This window comes from Flavobacterium covae (assembly GCF_001534645.1).
GTDB lineage: Bacteria > Bacteroidota > Bacteroidia > Flavobacteriales > Flavobacteriaceae > Flavobacterium > Flavobacterium covae.
In genome coordinates, this window is record NZ_CP013992.1 from 705596 (window position 1) to 723712 (window position 18117).

At 31.5% G+C, this 18117-nt stretch carries 21 protein-coding genes; 20 read left to right on the plus strand and 1 reads right to left on the minus strand.

Features of this window, described 5'->3' with window-relative positions:
* Positions 1-27: 27 nt before the first annotated feature.
* Complete coding sequence (locus AWN65_RS03020) at positions 28-1284, minus strand: NAD(P)/FAD-dependent oxidoreductase (protein ID WP_060381805.1); 1257 nt, start codon at positions 1282-1284, stop codon at positions 28-30.
* A gap of 106 nt (positions 1285-1390) precedes the next feature.
* Between AWN65_RS03020 and AWN65_RS03025 the strand changes: the two genes are divergently transcribed.
* The 20 genes from AWN65_RS03025 to AWN65_RS03120 all read left to right on the plus strand — a co-directional run bounded on the left by AWN65_RS03025 (position 1391) and on the right by AWN65_RS03120 (position 18112).
* Positions 1391-2908 (plus strand): HAL/PAL/TAL family ammonia-lyase, encoded by a 1518-nt coding sequence (locus AWN65_RS03025; RefSeq protein WP_060381806.1) that lies wholly within the window; start codon positions 1391-1393, stop codon positions 2906-2908.
* Between the two features lie 207 nt (positions 2909-3115).
* Positions 3116-3847: a 3-oxoacyl-ACP reductase FabG gene (gene fabG, locus AWN65_RS03030; RefSeq protein ID WP_060381807.1), complete on the plus strand. Its 732-nt coding sequence runs from the start codon at positions 3116-3118 to the stop codon at positions 3845-3847.
* Positions 3848-3865: 18 nt separating this feature from the next.
* The gene (locus AWN65_RS03035; protein WP_060381808.1) at positions 3866-5089 is read left to right on the plus strand and encodes a beta-ketoacyl-[acyl-carrier-protein] synthase family protein; all 1224 of its coding nucleotides are present in this window, start codon (positions 3866-3868) and stop codon (positions 5087-5089) included.
* A gap of 1 nt (position 5090) precedes the next feature.
* Complete coding sequence (locus AWN65_RS03040) at positions 5091-5339, plus strand: acyl carrier protein (protein WP_060381809.1); 249 nt, start codon at positions 5091-5093, stop codon at positions 5337-5339.
* Between the two features lie 6 nt (positions 5340-5345).
* Entirely contained in the window at positions 5346-6224 is an 879-nt protein-coding gene (locus tag AWN65_RS03045) for an LpxL/LpxP family acyltransferase (RefSeq protein ID WP_060383808.1), read from the plus strand.
* 15 nt (positions 6225-6239) lie between these two features.
* A complete protein-coding gene (locus tag AWN65_RS03050; RefSeq protein WP_060381810.1) occupies positions 6240-7139 on the plus strand; it encodes a hypothetical protein in 900 nt (299 codons plus the stop codon).
* 4 nt (positions 7140-7143) lie between these two features.
* Positions 7144-8277, plus strand: coding sequence for a beta-ketoacyl-ACP synthase III (locus tag AWN65_RS03055; RefSeq protein WP_060381811.1), 1134 nt, complete (start codon positions 7144-7146; stop codon positions 8275-8277).
* On the plus strand, positions 8277-8723 hold the full coding sequence (locus AWN65_RS03060) for a hypothetical protein (RefSeq protein WP_081078386.1): 447 nt from the start codon (positions 8277-8279) through the stop codon (positions 8721-8723). The genes AWN65_RS03055 and AWN65_RS03060 overlap by 1 nt, the downstream gene beginning before the upstream one ends.
* Positions 8716-9180 (plus strand): hypothetical protein, encoded by a 465-nt coding sequence (locus AWN65_RS03065; protein WP_060381812.1) that lies wholly within the window; start codon positions 8716-8718, stop codon positions 9178-9180. Before AWN65_RS03060 ends, AWN65_RS03065 begins: the two co-directional genes overlap by 8 nt.
* 2 nt (positions 9181-9182) lie before the next feature.
* Positions 9183-9587, plus strand: coding sequence for a hypothetical protein (locus AWN65_RS03070; RefSeq protein ID WP_060381813.1), 405 nt, complete (start codon positions 9183-9185; stop codon positions 9585-9587).
* Positions 9587-10582 (plus strand): BtrH N-terminal domain-containing protein, encoded by a 996-nt coding sequence (locus AWN65_RS03075; protein ID WP_060381814.1) that lies wholly within the window; start codon positions 9587-9589, stop codon positions 10580-10582. Before AWN65_RS03070 ends, AWN65_RS03075 begins: the two co-directional genes overlap by 1 nt.
* 3 nt (positions 10583-10585) lie before the next feature.
* Positions 10586-11341: an ABC transporter ATP-binding protein gene (locus AWN65_RS03080; RefSeq protein ID WP_060381815.1), complete on the plus strand. Its 756-nt coding sequence runs from the start codon at positions 10586-10588 to the stop codon at positions 11339-11341.
* 7 nt (positions 11342-11348) lie between these two features.
* Positions 11349-12614 (plus strand): ABC transporter permease, encoded by a 1266-nt coding sequence (locus tag AWN65_RS03085; protein ID WP_235588340.1) that lies wholly within the window; start codon positions 11349-11351, stop codon positions 12612-12614.
* Positions 12589-13038 (plus strand): acyl-CoA thioesterase, encoded by a 450-nt coding sequence (locus tag AWN65_RS03090; protein ID WP_060381817.1) that lies wholly within the window; start codon positions 12589-12591, stop codon positions 13036-13038. The genes AWN65_RS03085 and AWN65_RS03090 overlap by 26 nt, the downstream gene beginning before the upstream one ends.
* A 1-nt stretch (position 13039) precedes the next feature.
* Entirely contained in the window at positions 13040-14155 is a 1116-nt protein-coding gene (locus AWN65_RS03095) for a beta-ketoacyl synthase N-terminal-like domain-containing protein (RefSeq protein WP_060381818.1), read from the plus strand.
* Between the two features lie 2 nt (positions 14156-14157).
* Positions 14158-14772, plus strand: coding sequence for a 3-oxoacyl-ACP synthase (locus AWN65_RS03100; protein WP_081078387.1), 615 nt, complete (start codon positions 14158-14160; stop codon positions 14770-14772).
* Position 14773: 1 nt separating this feature from the next.
* Positions 14774-15031 (plus strand): phosphopantetheine-binding protein, encoded by a 258-nt coding sequence (locus AWN65_RS03105; protein WP_060381820.1) that lies wholly within the window; start codon positions 14774-14776, stop codon positions 15029-15031.
* 79 nt (positions 15032-15110) lie between these two features.
* Positions 15111-16304, plus strand: a complete 1194-nt coding sequence (locus tag AWN65_RS03110; protein WP_060381821.1) for a beta-ketoacyl-[acyl-carrier-protein] synthase family protein — start codon at positions 15111-15113, stop codon at positions 16302-16304.
* Positions 16305-16307: 3 nt separating this feature from the next.
* The gene (locus AWN65_RS03115) at positions 16308-17369 is read left to right on the plus strand and encodes a beta-ketoacyl synthase N-terminal-like domain-containing protein (RefSeq protein ID WP_060381822.1); all 1062 of its coding nucleotides are present in this window, start codon (positions 16308-16310) and stop codon (positions 17367-17369) included.
* A 59-nt stretch (positions 17370-17428) separates the two neighbouring features.
* Positions 17429-18112, plus strand: a complete 684-nt coding sequence (locus AWN65_RS03120) for a polysaccharide deacetylase family protein (protein ID WP_235588341.1) — start codon at positions 17429-17431, stop codon at positions 18110-18112.
* The last annotated feature ends 5 nt before the right edge of the window (positions 18113-18117 follow it).

An 18117-nucleotide genomic window follows, 5' to 3' on the forward strand; every position in this document is an offset into this window, starting at 1 on the left:
AATAGAAGTTAATGAAAAACCCAAGTTTTAAACTTGGGTTTCTTTTTGCTCTTTTTCCATGTGAATCAAGTGTGCCATATTTTTAATAACACTATCGTGTTTTTTTACAAAAGGATTTGTTTCATCCCAAACATAACCTGCTAAAACAGCACATATTTTCTTTTTTACATCTGGATTTTCAGGTTGATGAAAAAATAAAGTTTGAAGATTTCCTGTATACCATTCTTTTACATAAGTGGTGAAAACATCAATACCAGATCGCATATATTGAGTAAATTCAACTTCCCAATCAATTTTTTCTCCCTTTAACTGACGATGAACTAATTTGGCAGATAACATTCCAGATTCTGTAGCAAATGCCACACCTGATGAAAATACAGGATCTAAAAATTCAGAGCTATTACCTGTTAAAGCAAAACCTTCTCCATACATTTTTTTAACAGATCTAGAATAGTTCTCTAATTTAACTGGTTCAAACAAAAAATCAAGTCGACCAAAACGTTTAATGTAATAATCTGATTTTTGAATCGCATTTTTTAGAGCCTCAGCAGTGTCATTATTTTTAGATAATGAATTAATAAATGAAGTTGGACCAACTATACCTACGCTCGTATTTCCGTTAGAAAAAGGAATAACCCAAAGCCATACCTCAGTTTCTAAAATGTCAAAAGAAATTAAAGTCCCTTCCTCACCTTCAGGTCTATTAATATCCTTTATGTGTGTGAAAATAGAAGAGTGAGGATCCAATTTAGAAGGTGTGTCTAAATCCAATAAACGAGGTAATACTCTACCATAACCACTAGAATCAATTATAAACTTAGCATGAATTTCTTTAGATTCGCCATTTTTCTCCTTTACAGTTGTTATAGAGTTTGATCCATTAAATACTACATCTAATACTTCTGTTTCAAACTCTAAGTCAATACCTTTTCGAATAACTTCTTCTGCTAATGTATTATCAAAATCTGCACGAGGAACTTGCCAAGTCCAATCCCATCCTTTATCATGTTTGACACTAAAATCAAAAATACATATTTCCTCTCCCCTTATAAACCGAGCCCCTAATTTCTTTTCAAAATTCATAGAATCCAAGGCAGAAAAAAGACCACTTTCATAAAAATGATCCATAACTCGGGGTATTAAACTCTCGCCCACAACCAGTCTTGGAAATTTTGTTTTTTCAACAACTTTTACATGGATACCATTGTTATGTAAATATGATGCTGACACACAGCCTGATGGTCCTGCGCCAATTATTAAAACATCTACAAATTCTTGTTTCATATTTGCTTTTTTCTTTATAAGAATGTGTTAACTTTGCCTTTTCAAAAGTAAATACATAATATCAAATAAAAAAGATATTATTCAATTGTTGTAAAAATTAGTTTTAATGAGCGTTATACAAGAATATCTAAAACTTGAAGAATTTATAGCCATAGTCTTTAAAAATCAAAATGTAGAGATTAGTGAAAAAGTTTTGAACAGAGTTGAAGAAAGTTTTAAATTTTTAAAAGAATTTTCGGAAAATAAAGTGATATACGGAGTTAATACAGGTTTTGGACCTATGGCACAATATCGTATAAAAGATCAGGATAGACTACAACTCCAGTATAATCTAATAAGAAGTCACGCATCAGGTACAGGTCAACCTTTAAGCCCCATTAATGTAAAATCCGCAATTCTAGCAAGATTAAATACATTATCATTAGGAAATTCAGGCGTTCATCCATCTGTAATCCATTTAATGAAAGAATTCATTAATCGGGATATTACACCATTAATTTTTGAACACGGAGGAGTAGGAGCAAGTGGCGATTTAGTACAATTAGCTCATCTAGCATTAACCCTCATAGGAGAAGGTGAAGTTTTTTATAAAGGCGAAAGAAGAACAACCAAAGAAGTTCTAGAATTAGAAGGATTAGAACCTATAAAAGTAGAACTAAGAGAAGGATTAGCATTAATGAATGGTACCTCTGTTATGACAGGTATAGGTATTGTTAATGTTCATAACGCCCGAAAAGCACTCGATTGGTCTGTTAAAATAGCTAGTGCTATCAATGAAATTGTACAAGCTTATGATGATCATTTATCAGCGGAATTAAACAATACAAAACATCATTCTGGTCAGCAAGAAATAGCCAAAATGATGCGTCAGCATTTAAGTAATAGTACATTAGTACGTAAAAGAGAAGACCATTTATATAGCGGAGAAAACAAAGAAGAAGTATTTAAAGAAAAAGTACAAGAATATTATTCATTACGTTGTGTACCTCAAATTCTAGGACCTGTATTAGATACCATTCATAATACAGCCAAAGTTTTAGAAAATGAAATAAATTCCGCAAATGATAATCCTATAATAGATGTAAAAAATAAACACGTTTATCACGGAGGTAATTTTCATGGAGACTATATTTCCTTAGAAATGGACAAGCTAAAGATTGTCATAACCAAAATGACCATGTTAGCCGAAAGACAACTAAATTATTTATTAAATTCTAAAATTAATGAATTATTACCACCATTTGTAAATTTAGGAACTTTAGGTTTTAATTTTGGGATGCAAGGCGTTCAGTTCACAGCTGTATCAACAACAGCGGAATCACAAACATTATCAAACCCAATGTATGTACACAGTATTCCAAATAACAATGATAATCAAGATATTGTATCTATGGGAACCAATGCCGCAGTTATGACAGGAAAAGTTATTGAAAATGCTTTTGAAGTCTTAGCAATTGAAATAATTACAGTTGTTCAAGCTATAGACGCATTAGGCTTTGCCGATAAAGTATCCTCTTCTACACGCGCGTTTTACGATCAAGTACGTACTGTTGTGCCTCCTTTTAAAGATGATATGATAATGTATCCCTATATACAACAAATAAAAGACTATTTAATGCAATAACCAACGTGAAAAGAAAAACGTTCGGTACTTAGTCATAATTTGTTAACAAAATAATATATTTAAGTGGTATCTATGAAAGTGAATCAAATACATCTTTCTAAATACCGCCCTAACAAAAAATAAAGAAACAGAAAGAATAGTCTAATTTGAAAAGATAAAAAAGAGTTTCTTCTGAAATATAACGATATAAATAAAGACTTATACAAAATGAAGTGTGCATTAGTTACAGGTGGCTCAAGAGGTATTGGAAGTGCAATTTGTAAAAAATTAGCGGCTGAAAAGAACTACCATATTTTAATTAATTACCAAGGTAATCAAGAAGCAGCCTTAACAACGTTGAAGGAAGTTCAGGCTCTAGGAGCAACTGGAGAAATACTAAAGTTCAATGTAGGAAACCATGCAGAAGTAACACAAGTCTTAACACAATGGCAAGATGAAAACCCTAATGCTATAGTAGAAGTTCTTGTTAATAATGCAGGCATTACGCGTGATGGATTATTTATGTGGATGACTCCAGAAGATTGGAATAACGTTATCAATACCAGTTTGAATGGTTTTTATAATGTAACCCATTTCTTTATTCAAAAAATGTTACGTAATAAATACGGTCGGATCGTAAATATGGTTTCTGTTTCTGGTGTAAAAGGAACTCCAGGACAAACTAATTATTCCGCAGCCAAAGGAGCAGTAGTGGCTGCTACAAAAGCATTAGCACAAGAAGTAGCTAAAAGAAATATTACGGTAAATGCTGTAGCACCAGGATTTATTCGTACTGATATGACTGGTGATTTAGATGAAAAAGAATTAGTAAAAATGATTCCAGCTAATCGTTTTGGAGAAGCGGAAGAAGTAGCTGCTTTAGTAAGTTTTTTAACTTCTAAAAATGCGGGATATATCACAGGAGAAGTGATTAATATTAATGGCGGTATTTATTCTTAATAATAGCTTGTAGATAAAATGGAAAAAAGAGTAGTTATAACAGGTATGGGGATTTACTCTTGTTTAGGAACTTCTTTAGCAGAAGTTAAAGAATCATTATATCAAGGTAAGTCAGGTATTGTTTTTGATGCAGAAAGAAAAGACTTTGGTTTTCAGTCAGCACTTACAGGTATGGTTCCTAACCCTGAATTAAAAACATTATTAAATAGAAGACAAAGAATTAGTATAGGACAAGAAACTGAATTTGCATACATGGCCACTATAGATGCTTTAAAAAATGCAAATATAGATGACGCTTTCTTTGATACGAATGAAGTAGGAATCCTTTATGGTAATGATAGCGTATCAAAGGCAGTAATAGATGCTACGGATATTGTAAGAGAAAAAAAAGATACGGCTTTAATAGGTTCAGGAGCTATATTTAAGTCGATGAACTCCACTGTAACGATGAATTTAGCAACTATTTTTAGATTGCGAGGAGTAAATATGACCATTAGTGCTGCTTGCGCAAGCGGCTCTCACTCCGTTGGTTTAGGATTTCATTTGATTAAAAGTGGGTTACAAGACATAATCATTTGTGGAGGAGCTCAAGAAATTAACAAATACAGTATGGCTAGTTTTGATGGATTAGGTGTTTTTTCTCCAAGAGAAAAAGATCCCATAAAAGCTTCTAGGCCATTTGATAAAAATAGAGATGGTTTAGTTCCTAGTGGTGGTGGAGCCACTTTAATACTAGAAAGTTATGAGTCTGCCATAAAAAGAGGAGCACCCATTATTGCTGAGGTTGTAGGTTATGGTTTTTCGTCTAATGGAGGTCATATTTCTACTCCAAATGTAGATGGTCCTTCAACAGCCATGCGTAGAGCTTTAGAACAAGCAGGCCTAAAAGCAGATGAAATACAGTACATTAATGCACACGCAACCTCTACTCCTTTAGGAGATGCAAATGAAGCAAAAGCCATTTACGAAGTGTTTGGAAGTAAACCTTATGTAAGTTCAACCAAGTCTATGACAGGGCATGAATGTTGGATGGCGGGAGCCAGTGAGTTGATTTATTCAACCCTAATGATGCAAAATGATTTCATTGCTCCTAATATTAATTTTGAAGAGCCAGATGAGGATTCAGCAAAGTTAAATATCGTAAAAGAAACTATAAATAAAAAATTTGACCTATATTTGTCAAATTCATTTGGGTTCGGTGGAACAAATTCTGCCGTTATAGTTAAGAAATTTAAAGTATAAAATGGAATCAGTAGTTATTTTAGAAAAAATTAATGAAATTTTAGTAGACGAATTTGAAGTAGATGTAGAAACTATTTCACCAGAAGCAAATTTAAAAGAAACACTAGGATTGGATAGTTTAGACTATGTTGATTTAGTGGTCTCTATAGAAGCTAATTTTGGTGTTAAATTAGTAGAAGCAGATTTTGCAGGTGTTAATACTTTTCAGGATTTTTATCATTTAATTGAAACAAAAATAGCACAAAAATAATTGCTTATGAGCCAATGGGATGGTAAATCCAAAGGGACTCTTTTAGGTTATAAGATTTTTGTATTTTGTATAAAAAAGCTCGGAATTCGAACAGCTTATGCCGTTCTTTTTTTCGTAGCTTTTTATTATTTTCTTACACAATTTAAATCTAATAGAGCTATTTTTTATTATTTACACAATCGTCAAAAACAAAATAAATTTCAAGCCTTTCTTAATATCTACAAAAGTTATTTTGTTTTTGGACAAACATTAATTGATAAAGTAGCTATTTCTGCAGGGTTAAGAAATAAATTTACCTATGAGTTTGATGGTATCGAAATTTTAAAAAAACTATTAGCCCAAAAAAAGGGAGGAGTACTAATTAGTGCTCACGTAGGTAATTTTGAAATAGCGGAACACTTTTTTGGAGAAATAGATCTAGAATGTCAGATTAATCTAGTAACCACAGATTTAGAACACTCTATTATTAAACAATATTTAGAAACGGTTACCCAAAAACCATCTGTAAAATTTATAATAGTAAGAGACGATTTATCTCATATATTTGAAATTAATCAAGCATTAGCTAATAACGAATTAATCTGTTTTACAGGTGATCGCTATTTTGAAGGAAGTAAATGTTTTGAAGAAGAACTTTTTGGAAAAAAAGCTCTATTTCCTGCTGGTCCCTTTTTAATAGCATCTAGGTTAAAAGTTCCCGTTGTCTTTGTATACGTAATGAAAGAACCCAAACTACATTATCATTTGTTTGCAAGAATAGCCCAAGTAAAACAAAGAGATGAAAAAGGTTTACTAAAAGCTTATACAGAAAATGTAGAAGAAATACTTAAGAAATATCCTTTACAATGGTTTAATTATTTTGATTTTTGGAAAGCTAATTCATAGTAGTGTTTAAGAATAATGAAAAAAATTTTAATAGTACATTTTAGTCAATCAGGACAGTTAACACAAATTATTAAAAACATTACAGCTCCATTAATAGGAAATCAAGATGTTGAAGTTAACTATTATGACGTAGCAATAGAAAAAGAATTCCCTTTTCCTTGGGACAAAGCCTCTTTTTTTGATGCTTTTCCAGAATCATTTTTACAAATACCATATCCGTTAAAGGATTCTCAAAACGCAATTTTACATCAAAAATATGATTTGGTCATACTAGCATACCAAGTTTGGTATTTAAGCCCCTCCATTCCCATAAATTCTTTTTTAAAGAGTGATGAGGCAAAAAAAATATTAAAAAACACCCCTGTTGTAACTGTTATAGGAGCAAGAAATATGTGGGGCTTAGCACAAGAAAAAGTAAAAAAACAATTACAAGATTTAGGTGCTATTCTAAAAGGAAATATAGCTTTGGTAGATCGAAATAATAATTATATTAGTGTTATTACCATTGTTCAATGGATGTTTTCAGGGAAAAAGGAAAAATACTTAGGAATTTTTCCTGAACCAGGAGTATCTAAAAAAGAAATAGAAGATTCTAATAAATTTGGAACAATCTTATTATCCTTTTTAAAAGATAATACAATTAACCTACAAGAAGAATTAATAAAAAAAGGAGCTGTTGAAATTCGCCCATTTCTACTAGAAATGGATCAAAAGGCTAACAAAATGTTTAATATTTGGGCTAATTTTATTATCAAAAAAAAACAATCCAGACCTTTTTGGTTGAAACTCTTTAATTATTATTTATTTGTTGCTATTTGGTTCATTTCACCATTAGTATATTTAATATATTTGTTTAAAAAACCATTTATAAAAACTAAAATTAAAAAACTAAAATCCTACTATCAAGGAGTATAAATATATGTTTGACGTTTACATTACTCGATCTGGAAAATTTTTGCCTAATAACCCTATATCTAATGAAGATATGGAGACCTATTTAGGATTAATTAACAACAAACCATCTAAAGCGCGTCGTATTATTTTGCGTAATAATGGAATTATATCACGTTATTATGCTTTAGATACACAAGGGATACCCACCCATTCAAATGCTGATTTAACACAAAAAGCAATTGAAACCCTTTTAGACCATGCATTTGATGTAAATGATATTCAACTTTTATCCTGTGGAACTTCTACTCCTGATCATTTATTACCGTCACATGCCGCTATGGTACACGGATTACTAAAAAATAAACCAATAGAAATTAACTCTTCTTCAGGAGTATGCAATGCAGGAATGATAGCCTTGAAATTTGCCTATATGTCTATAAAGTCAGGCAATACCGTAAATGCAGTAGCTACAGGATCAGAAAGAGTATCAACTTGGATGTTGGCCAATCGTTTTGAAAGCGAAATAGTAAACCTGAAAAATTTAGAAGAACAACCTATTATAGCCTTCAAAAAAGATTTTTTACGTTGGATGTTATCTGACGGAGCAGGTGCTTTCTTATTAGAAAATAAACCTAGAGGAGAATATTCTTTAAAGATAGAATGGATGGAGTCCTATTCGTATGCTCACGAATTAGAAGCCTGTATGTATGCAGGTGGAGATAAAAATGAAGACGGATCTATTAAACCTTGGAGTGACTATCCAACAAACGAGTGGCTAGAGCAATCTGTTTTTTCAATCAAACAAGATGTTAAGTTATTAGATGCCCAGATTCTAGTAAAAGGAGCCATAAGTATGAAAAATGCACTAGATAAAAACAAAATAAATGCAAACGAAATTACTTATTTCCTACCACACGTATCCTCTCATTATTTTGTCAAAGGATTAGCAGAACAACTACAAAAAGTAGATGTTAATGTACCAATGGAAAATTGGTTTATGAATTTACATAAAGTAGGAAATGTAGGCTCGGCTTCAATTTATTTAATGTTAGAAGAACTAATGAACTCAAAACAACTGAAAAAAGGAGATACCATCCTATTATCAGTTCCCGAAAGTGGAAGATTTTCATATTCGTATGCTTATTTAACTGTTTGCTAATGACCATTACACAATTCCCAATACTAGACAAAAAAATTGTGGAAAATTTAATACCACAAAAATTTCCTTTCGTAATGATAGATAAACTAATCGCTTACGAAGAAGGAAGTGTAATAGCAGGATTAACAGTGACTATAGATAACATATTTACTAGCAATGCTATTTTTCAAGAGTCAGGATTAATTGAGCACATGGCACAATCAGTAGCCATTTACACAGGTTATCAATATTTCTTAAAAAATGAACCAGCCCCTACGGGTTATATAGGTTCCATAAATGGAATAAACATCATAAAATTACCTGAAATAAATGATCAAATAACGACACAGGTTGTGGTTTTACATGAGTTTATGGGGGTTACGCTAGTAGAAATAAATTCGTCCGTAAATGGAAAAATAATAGCAACAGGCAAGATGAAAACAGTAATTGCAGAATCTAATGAATAATATTCAGGAAGTAATTGAAATACAAAATTTTTTACCACATAGAGCTCCTATGCTAATGGTAGATTATATCCTAAATTTATCAGAAACTACTGTAAAAACTATTTTTAAAATACAAGAAGACAATATTTTTCTAAAAAATAACTTTTTTGTTGAAACAGGAATGCTTGAAAATGCGGCACAAACCTGTTCAGCTATTGTAGGACAGACTTTTTTTGTTGATGAAAATAAACAAATAAAAGAAAATGTAAAACTAATAGGTTTTATTAGTGGAATAAAAAAAGTACAGTTGTTTAATATACCCAAAGTAGGACAAACAATTATTACAGAAGCTCAATTAAAATCCCGTTTTGACGGTGATAATTATTGTATTTGTACAATGAATTGTATATCCAATACAGAGGATGAAACTCAGCTTTTAGAAGCTGAAATTAATTTATTTATTCAACAAACTCACTAATTATGAAAAAAGAAGAAGTGCCTCAAGATCAAAGTAATCTTTCTAAACATAACATGAAAGAACTTTGTTACGCAGTAGATAAAGACGGATCTTATACAACCGCTTTAAGTAGTGGTTGGGAACCCAAAACCATTGCATTAGAGCATTCTATGAAAGATATTGAAGAACGAGTTGCACAGGCTAACGAAGCAGTGAAGCAAGGAACTCAAAGTCCAATTGTTTATTTTATGGAACACCATAAAATGGATTGGGTTACGCTTGCAGGTTATGTTAATATGTGGACTTGGCGAGTAAAACGACATGCAAACCCCTCTGTTTTTAAAAAATTAAGCCAAAAACAATTACAGCGTTATGCAGATGCGTTTGAAATAACAATTGAAGAATTGAAAAGTTTTAGAGGAATATAATGGAGATTCGTTTTACACATCATCAATCAGCTCATTGTGAAAATGGTGTAGCATCTAATTTGTTAAAGTTTAATGGGATTAATCTTAGTGAACCCATGGTTTTTGGTATTGGTTCAGGTTTGTTCTTTTTTTATTTTCCATTATTAAAAGTTAATCATGCACCTGCTATTAGTTATAGACCAATGCCCGGAAGTATCTTTAATAAAGCAGCCAGAAGATTAGGAATAAAAGTAAAAAGAACACGCTTCTCAAACCCTCAAAAAGCCCAGCAAGCACTAGAATCTAATTTAAAAAATAATATTCCTACAGGTTTACAAGTAGGAGTATACCATCTTACCTATTTCCCTGATGAATATCGTTTTCATTTCAATGCTCACAACCTAGTGGTATATGGCAAAGAAAATAAAAGCTATCTAATTAGCGACCCTGTTATGCAAACGGTTACCACTTTGAGCGAAAAAGAATTAGAAAAAGTACGTTTTGCAAAAGGAGCTTTAGCTCCCAAGGGACACATGTATTATCCCGTAAATATCCCAAAACAAATACAATTAAAACCAGCTATTGTTAAAGGAATTAAAAATACATGTAAAGATATGTTAGCCCCATTGCCATTTATAGGAATTGCCGCAATGCGTCGTTTGGCTAAACACATTCGGATTTGGCCCACTAAAAGAGGTGTTAAAGTAACGAATCATTACCTAGCACAAATGGTACGGATGCAAGAAGAAATCGGAACAGGAGGCGGTGGTTTTCGATTTATTTATGCAGCATTCTTACAAGAAGCTTCTATTATTTTAAAAAATCCTTATTTAGCCGAGTTATCAAAAGAAATGACAACAATAGGTGATAAATGGAGAGATTTTGCTGTAATGGCAGCAAGAGTGTACAAAAATAGAAGTAATCAGCACGATGTGTATAATACTCTAGCTAATGAATTAGAGGCACTAGCACAATTAGAAGAAAATTTTTTTAAAAAACTTAAAAAAGCAGTGTAATTAATGAATAAAGAAATCATACATATTACGAAGCTTTATAAACAATATAAAGGAGCTGATTTTTTTTCAGTAAACGACCTAAACTTATCAATTGCTGAAAATGATATCTTTGGTCTTTTAGGACCTAATGGAGCAGGTAAAACAACATTGCTTTCTATCTTATGTGGTTTAGTAAAACCTACCTCAGGTACTTTTACTATAGATGGATTAACATACTCAAATGATGCCCAAAAAATCAAACAAAACATAGGAGTGGTACCACAAGAATACGCCTTATATCCTACTTTAACAGCCCGTGAAAATTTATTGTATTTCGGTAGTATGCTAGGTCTAAAAGGAAATGAACTAAAAACAAAAGTCGATCAATTATTAGAACACCTTGGCTTGTTAAAGTTTGCCCATAAACGAGTTGAAACGTTTTCAGGAGGGATGAAACGAAGAGTGAATTTGATAGCTGGTATTTTACATGATCCTAAAGTCCTTTTTTTAGACGAACCTACTGTAGGTGTAGATGTACAATCTAAAAATGTCATTATTAATTTTTTAAAAGAATTAAATACAAAAGGAACAACCATTATTTATACCTCTCATCATTTAACAGAAGCACAAGATTTTTGCAATAAAATTGCTATTATTGATAGAGGAACCATTTTTGCAGAAGGAACACCAGATGAATTAATACAAAAAACACCAGATGCCTACAATTTAGAAGATGTTTTTATTGCTTTAACCGGAAAAGAATTAAGAGATAATGTATAAACTTTGGATGTCTATATACAAGGAAATAATATTACTGAAACGCGATTTTGGCGGTTTGGTAATATTATTTGTAATGCCTTTAGTATTAATAATTACCATTACACTCATTCAGAATGAGGCTTTTAAAACAGTTTCAGATACTAAAATACCTGTTCTTCTAGTAGATTTAGATCACGGAACCATTGCCGAAAATATCATTCAGAGTTTAGGAAAAAGTGGCGCTTTAGAGGTAATAACCCAAAATGAGAGAATAAAATTAAACGAAGAAAAAGCAAAGGAATTAGTCTTTCAAGGAAAATATCAATTAGCAATAATAGTTCCTGAAAATTTAAGTAATGATTTAGAAACCAAAGTAAATCAAAATGTTGAAAAAATAATGAGTAGTTTCGGAGTAACAGAAGCTCCTCAAAACCAAACTCAAAAAAATATTAGCTCAAAAGAAATTAAATTATATTTTGATCCTGCTTCACAGTTAAGCTTTAAAAACAATATAAAAAATGCTATTGATAAAATGGTAGCTACTATCGAAAATAAAACAATCTATACCTCTTTTCAAGAACAAATAGGGGAGACAGACGAACCTATTTTTGAACAAAAAAACTTTATTACTTATAAAGAAATAATACCAAAAATAAATAACAAAGAAATAATACCTAATTCAGTACAACATAATGTTCCTGCTTGGACATTATTTGCTATTTTTTTCATCGTAGTTCCCTTATCTATCAACATAGTCAAAGAAAAGAGTCAAGGAACATTTATCAGACTAATTACTAACCCCGTTTCTTATAGCACCGTCATATTAGGCAAAACAATTACCTATTTAATCATTTGTGTGATTCAGTTTTGGTTAATGATGCTTATAGGTCTGTACATATTCCCTTATTTAAATTTACCTCAGTTAGATATAAGTGGGCGTTTTTTACTAATGAATTTAGTTACAATATGTGCAGGTTTAGCAGCCATAGGATTTGGAATTTTGTTGGGTACTATAGCTACAACACAAGAACAATCAGCACCTTTTGGAGCCACTTCAGTAGTTATCCTTGCCGCTATAGGAGGAGTTTGGGTTCCCGTTTTTGCCATGCCAAAAATAATGCAATATATTTCACATATTTCCCCAATGAACTGGGGATTAAACGCGTTTTACGATGTACTTTTAAGAAATACAGGATTATTATCTATCCTGCCCAATTTAATCCTTTTAATATTATTTTTTATTTTAACAGTTACAATAGCCATTGTGTATGATAAAAAGAAAAGAGCTGTGTAAAGAAATTCCTCAGCTAACAGTAGCTCATGATATACGTATTCGATTTAACGAAACAGATCCTTTAGGAATCGTTTGGCACGGATATTATATTACTTATTTTGAAGATGGAAGAGAAGCTTTTGGTCGACAGCACGGAATTTCTTATCTAGATGTACAAGCTAATGGTTATACAACTCCCATTGTAAAATCATCATGCGAACATAAATTATCATTGCGATATGGAGATGTCGCTAGGATAGAAACTACCTTTGTAGATACCCCCGCCGCCAAAATGATTTTTAGATATAAAATTTTTGATAACAATAATAATATCGTTTGTACAGGAGAAACAGTCCAAGTTTTTTTAGATGCTAACGGAGATTTATCATTAAGTCTTCCCGCTTTTTTTAAAGAATGGAAACGCAAATGTGGTTTAATAGAATAAAATGAAACGTTGTTATATAACAAAAACCAACTGTATTACTCCTTTAGGTAATTCCGTTGAAAAAAATTGGTTAGCCATACAATCAGAAGAAACAGGTATAAAAAAGCATTCACAAATAGGAATGCTAAAAGATTTTTATGCAGCTATCATACCCGATAACTTAATAGACCAATCAATAAAAGCTAATTCAAAAATAGAACGTACCTTAATTCAAGTATTACAACCAATTTTAGATACAAATAAAATAACAGAAAAAACAGCTTTTATTTTTTCCACCACTAAAGGAGATATTGTTCAGTTAGAAAATACATCTAACAGTCTTACCGAAGCTTTTTTAAGTACTTTAGCAAAAAAAATAGCCCATTTTTTCGGGTTTAAAACAGAACCCATAGTTGTTTCTAATGCATGTGTATCAGGCGTACTAGCTGTTTCTGTAGCCAAAAGACTTATACAAGGAGGATTGTATGATAACGCATACGTGGTGGCTGCAGATGAAGTTACTGAATTCGTATTATCAGGATTTAACTCATTTCAAGCAATGAGTGACGAACCTTGTAAACCATACGATGCTAATAGAACAGGAGTAACATTAGGCGAAGCAGCCGCAGCAATTTATATAACCTCTTTACAAGAAGAAGTTAAACCTAATGACTTTGAAATACTAGGAGAAGGAGCCGTAAATGATGCCAATCATATATCAGGTCCTTCTCGCACAGGAGAAGGACTTTATAGAAGTATACAATCCGCATTAAAAGAAGCTACTATTTCCAGTAATTCCGTAGATATAATTTCAGCCCATGGAACAGCTACCCCTTATAACGACGAGATGGAAGCAATAGCCTTTAATAGACTAGAGTTGCAAAATAAACCCCTAAATAGCTTAAAAGGGTATTACGGACATACACTAGGCGCTTCAGGATTGTTAGAAACGATTATGACTATCGAAAGCGCAAAGCACAATACATTAATCGTTTCAAAAGGATATAAAACCTGTGGAGTAACGCAACCTATTAATGTAATTACCCAACCATTAAAAATGCCTATTAATGTTATATTAAAAACAGCATCAGGTTTTGGAGGATGTAATACCGCTATAGTATTAAAAAAAATAAAGTAATTTTGGAAACTAAATTATATATAAAAAAAGTTTGTACAATTACATCCAAAGGATTAGTTGTAGATGGACAAAAACTAATGATTAACGATCAGAATTCATTTGTAGAATTTGCAAAAAAAATTTATAAAAAATATGAAATCAATTATCCAAAATTTTTTAAAATGGATAATTTAAGTAAGTTGGCTTTTCTAGCATCTGAAATTGTATTAAGAGAAGAAATTAAAAAAGAACAAGAAAATAACATAGCTATTGTCTTTGCAAACCAATCAGCTAGTTTAGATACAGATGTTAAACATCAAGAATCTATTGCAGACAAAGAAAATTATTTTCCAAGCCCAGCCGTTTTTGTTTATACTTTACCCAATATATGTATAGGCGAAGTAAGTATAAAACATAAGTTAAATTCAGAAAATGCCTTTTTTGTTTTTGACCAATTTCAACCATCGTTTATATACACCTATACAAAACAATTGTTGGATTTAGGAAAAGCAGATAAAGTACTCTGTGGTTGGGTAGAATTATTTCAAGAAAACTATAAAGCAGTAGTTTATTTAGTAGATAAAAAGAATACAGGTACTGTACACCAAATAGATAATATAAAACAAATTTTTAATTAAGATGGAAGCATTAAAAGGAGAGCTAAAAGCTAAAATTATTGAAGTATTAAATTTAGAAGATACAACAGTAGAAGATATTCAAGATAACGATCCATTATTTGGAGACGGTTTGGGTTTAGATTCAATTGACGCGTTAGAACTAATCGTTCTATTAGATAAAGAGTATGGAATAAAGTTAACAGATCCAAAAGAAGGAAAAACTATTTTTGCTTCGGTTGAAACAATGGCAGAATTTATTGCAAAAAATAGAACAAAATAATTTTGAGGCTGTTTGAAATTCTTTTAAACAGCCTTTTTAAACTCCTTTTGTTAATTAATTACCATAAACTTTCGTTTAAATGAAAATTGCTATAACAGGTATGGGAATAATTTCTTCTGTAGGAAATACAGTAGAAGAAAATTATGAAGCACTTTTGAATAAAAAAGCAGGAATTTCCCAAATTCAAAATTTTGAAACCCTTCATAAAGATGCCATTAAAGTAGGTGAAATAAAATTAAATAATAAAGAATTATCTACCATGTTAGGTTTATCTGAGAATAATAATTTTTCTCGTACAGCCATGTTAGGTGCTTATGCCGCTAAAAAAGCAATTGAAAATGCGAGTATCTTTGATCTTAACGAATACAAAACAGGACTCATTTCTGCAACTAGTGTAGGAGGAATGGATATGACAGAAAGATATTATTATGAATATTTTAAAAATCCAGCATTACAAAAATACATAGAGGCACATGATGCAGGTAATTCTTCTCATAAAATAGCAGATTATATTGGATTAAAAGGATTTGTCTCTACTGTAAGTACCGCTTGTTCATCAGCAGCAAATGCCATTATGTTAGGAGCTCGAATGATTGCTTCAGGTCAGTTAGATCGAGTAATTGTAGGCGGTACAGATGCCCTGTCAAAATTTACAATTAATGGTTTTAAAACATTAATGATCCTTTCAGATACTTATAATACCCCTTTTGATGATGAACGAAAAGGACTCAATTTAGGTGAAGCAGCTGCTTTCATTGTTCTAGAATCGGATAGAATGATCACAAAAACAAATAAAAAAGTGTTAGCCTATCTTACTGGATTTGGAAATGCTAATGATGCGTACCACCAAACAGCTTCATCAGAAAATGGAGAAGGAGCCTTTTTAGCGATGCAAAAAGCATTTAAAAAAGCGACTATTACACCTGATAAAATTGATTATATAAACGTACACGGTACAGCCACACCTAATAATGATTTGTCTGAAGGAAAAGCTATCATAAGAGCATTTGAAGGATACAAAATACCTCAATTTAGTTCTACTAAGGCTTTTACAGGTCATACACTAGCCGCCGCCGCCGCTATTGAAGCAGTATATAGTATTCTTGCCCTTCAGAATAATAAAGTCTTTCCAAATTTAAACTTTAAGACTCCAATGAAAGAATTTGATTTAATTCCTCAAACAGAAGTACTAGATAAAGAAATAAACTATGTATTATCTAACTCATTTGGTTTCGGAGGAAATTGTTCAACCCTAATTTTTTCAAAAAAATAACCAATGAAAACGTGTTATATAAATGGTGTTGGGAGTGTATCCGCTCAAAAAACACACGAAGGAAATTTTTTGAATGAAATAACAATTCATGACAATCAAAATGTATTATTTGCCCTTCAACCTTCTTATAAAGAAATAATTCCACCCGCGATGATTCGTAGAATGGCTAAAGGAGTAAAAATGGGTATTTTTGCATCTAATAAAGCATTGGAAGAAGCAGGTATAAATTATCCTGATGCTATTATTACAGGAACAGGTATGGGATGCGTAGAAGATTCTGAAAAATTTTTAAAAGCAATTATAGATAACCAAGAACAATTTTTAACACCTACTTCATTTATTCAGTCTACTCATAACACAGTAGCAGGACAGATTGCTCTAGGACTCCAATGTAAAAGTTATAATTTTACGTATGTTAATGGAGCTGTGTCTTTTGAAACCGCTTTATTAGATGGGAAAATGCAAATAGAAACAGGAGAGGCAGAATCAGTTTTAGTAGGAGGAATAGATGAAACCTCTTCTCATACATTAGAACTTTACAAGTTAGTAAACATAATAAAAAAAGAAGAAGACAAACCTTTCTCTATCAAAAATACAAAAACAACAGGTGTAGTTTTTAGTGAGGGAGCTACCTTTTTTACACTTTCTAATCAATTAAAAGAATCGACCTACGCAAAGGTAGAAGCAATAAGCCTACAAAATATATTAGATAAAGAAGAAATTCAAGATTTTGTACGTAAATTCCTTTTAGAACAAAAAATAGACTTAGAAGATATAGATGCTTTAGTTTTAGGATATAATGGCGACGTACATTACGATGTGTTTTATGATAAAGTAGCCTCTATGTTTAGTTCTACATCGCAACTATACTATAAAAATATATCAGGAGAATATAATACAGCTTCTGCTTTTGGATTGTGGATTGCCTCCCATTTGATTAAAAAACAAGAAATTCCCGAAGTCTTACAATGGAATGGTATAAAACCAACCAGCTTAAAAAAAGTTTTATTATATAATCAATATCAAGGAAGAGATCATAGTTTAGTACTGTTGTCACAATGTTAAAACATATCTACCTAAGTTTTTTATTTTTCCTATTATTGCCTTTGTTTATATATTGGCAAATGCCTTGGTGGGTATACCTTATCCTGATTCATATATATATAAGTTGTACAGCTTGGGGAGCATTTGATATCCGTTTAGGTTACTTTTTGCCCACCATCAATAGTTTCAAAACAAATAAAAAAATAATAGCCTTAACATTTGATGACGGGCCTACGGAATTTACCCCCAAAATACTTGATTTGTTAAAACAACATCAAATAAAAGCTACTTTCTTTTGTATAGGAAAACAACTAGAAAAATATCCGAAAATAGCCCAAAGAATAGTAGCAGAAGGCCATATAATTGCCAATCATACCTATTCACACTCAAATCGAATGGGTTTTTTTAGGAAAAAAAAAATATTAAAAGAATTCGATCAAACCGACCAACTTATACAAGAACTAACGACTCAAAAAAATAAATTTTTCAGACCCCCTTTTGGTGTTACAAATCCTCATATAGCAAGAGCCGTTCGTGAAAAAAACTATCAAGTTATTGGTTGGACCATTCGTTCATTAGATACTGTTATTGAGGATGAAAATAAGATTTTAGATAGAATCATTTTCAGATTAGAAAAAGGAAAAATTATACTACTTCATGATATTTCTCAAAAAACAGTAAATGTTTTGGCACGATTATTGGTATTCTTGAGTGAAAATCAGTATGAAACCATTACTATAGAAGAGTTAGAAAACAATAATTAGAAAAA

Bases quoted from the DNA above. Each gene is read 5' to 3' on its own strand.
- AWN65_RS03020 (WP_060381805.1), bottom strand. From the start codon at position 1,284: ATGAAACAAGAATTTGTAGATGTTTTAATAATTGGCGCAGGACCATCA.
- AWN65_RS03025 (WP_060381806.1), top strand. From the start codon at position 1,391: ATGAGCGTTATACAAGAATATCTAAAACTTGAAGAATTTATAGCCATA.
- fabG (WP_060381807.1), top strand. From the start codon at position 3,116: ATGAAGTGTGCATTAGTTACAGGTGGCTCAAGAGGTATTGGAAGTGCA.
- AWN65_RS03035 (WP_060381808.1), top strand. From the start codon at position 3,866: ATGGAAAAAAGAGTAGTTATAACAGGTATGGGGATTTACTCTTGTTTA.
- AWN65_RS03040 (WP_060381809.1), top strand. From the start codon at position 5,091: ATGGAATCAGTAGTTATTTTAGAAAAAATTAATGAAATTTTAGTAGAC.
- AWN65_RS03045 (WP_060383808.1), top strand. From the start codon at position 5,346: ATGAGCCAATGGGATGGTAAATCCAAAGGGACTCTTTTAGGTTATAAG.
- AWN65_RS03050 (WP_060381810.1), top strand. From the start codon at position 6,240: ATGAAAAAAATTTTAATAGTACATTTTAGTCAATCAGGACAGTTAACA.
- AWN65_RS03055 (WP_060381811.1), top strand. From the start codon at position 7,144: ATGTTTGACGTTTACATTACTCGATCTGGAAAATTTTTGCCTAATAAC.
- AWN65_RS03060 (WP_081078386.1), top strand. From the start codon at position 8,277: ATGACCATTACACAATTCCCAATACTAGACAAAAAAATTGTGGAAAAT.
- AWN65_RS03065 (WP_060381812.1), top strand. From the start codon at position 8,716: ATGAATAATATTCAGGAAGTAATTGAAATACAAAATTTTTTACCACAT.
- AWN65_RS03070 (WP_060381813.1), top strand. From the start codon at position 9,183: ATGAAAAAAGAAGAAGTGCCTCAAGATCAAAGTAATCTTTCTAAACAT.
- AWN65_RS03075 (WP_060381814.1), top strand. From the start codon at position 9,587: ATGGAGATTCGTTTTACACATCATCAATCAGCTCATTGTGAAAATGGT.
- AWN65_RS03080 (WP_060381815.1), top strand. From the start codon at position 10,586: ATGAATAAAGAAATCATACATATTACGAAGCTTTATAAACAATATAAA.
- AWN65_RS03085 (WP_235588340.1), top strand. From the start codon at position 11,349: ATGTCTATATACAAGGAAATAATATTACTGAAACGCGATTTTGGCGGT.
- AWN65_RS03090 (WP_060381817.1), top strand. From the start codon at position 12,589: ATGATAAAAAGAAAAGAGCTGTGTAAAGAAATTCCTCAGCTAACAGTA.
- AWN65_RS03095 (WP_060381818.1), top strand. From the start codon at position 13,040: ATGAAACGTTGTTATATAACAAAAACCAACTGTATTACTCCTTTAGGT.
- AWN65_RS03105 (WP_060381820.1), top strand. From the start codon at position 14,774: ATGGAAGCATTAAAAGGAGAGCTAAAAGCTAAAATTATTGAAGTATTA.
- AWN65_RS03110 (WP_060381821.1), top strand. From the start codon at position 15,111: ATGAAAATTGCTATAACAGGTATGGGAATAATTTCTTCTGTAGGAAAT.
- AWN65_RS03115 (WP_060381822.1), top strand. From the start codon at position 16,308: ATGAAAACGTGTTATATAAATGGTGTTGGGAGTGTATCCGCTCAAAAA.
- AWN65_RS03120 (WP_235588341.1), top strand. From the start codon at position 17,429: ATGCCTTGGTGGGTATACCTTATCCTGATTCATATATATATAAGTTGT.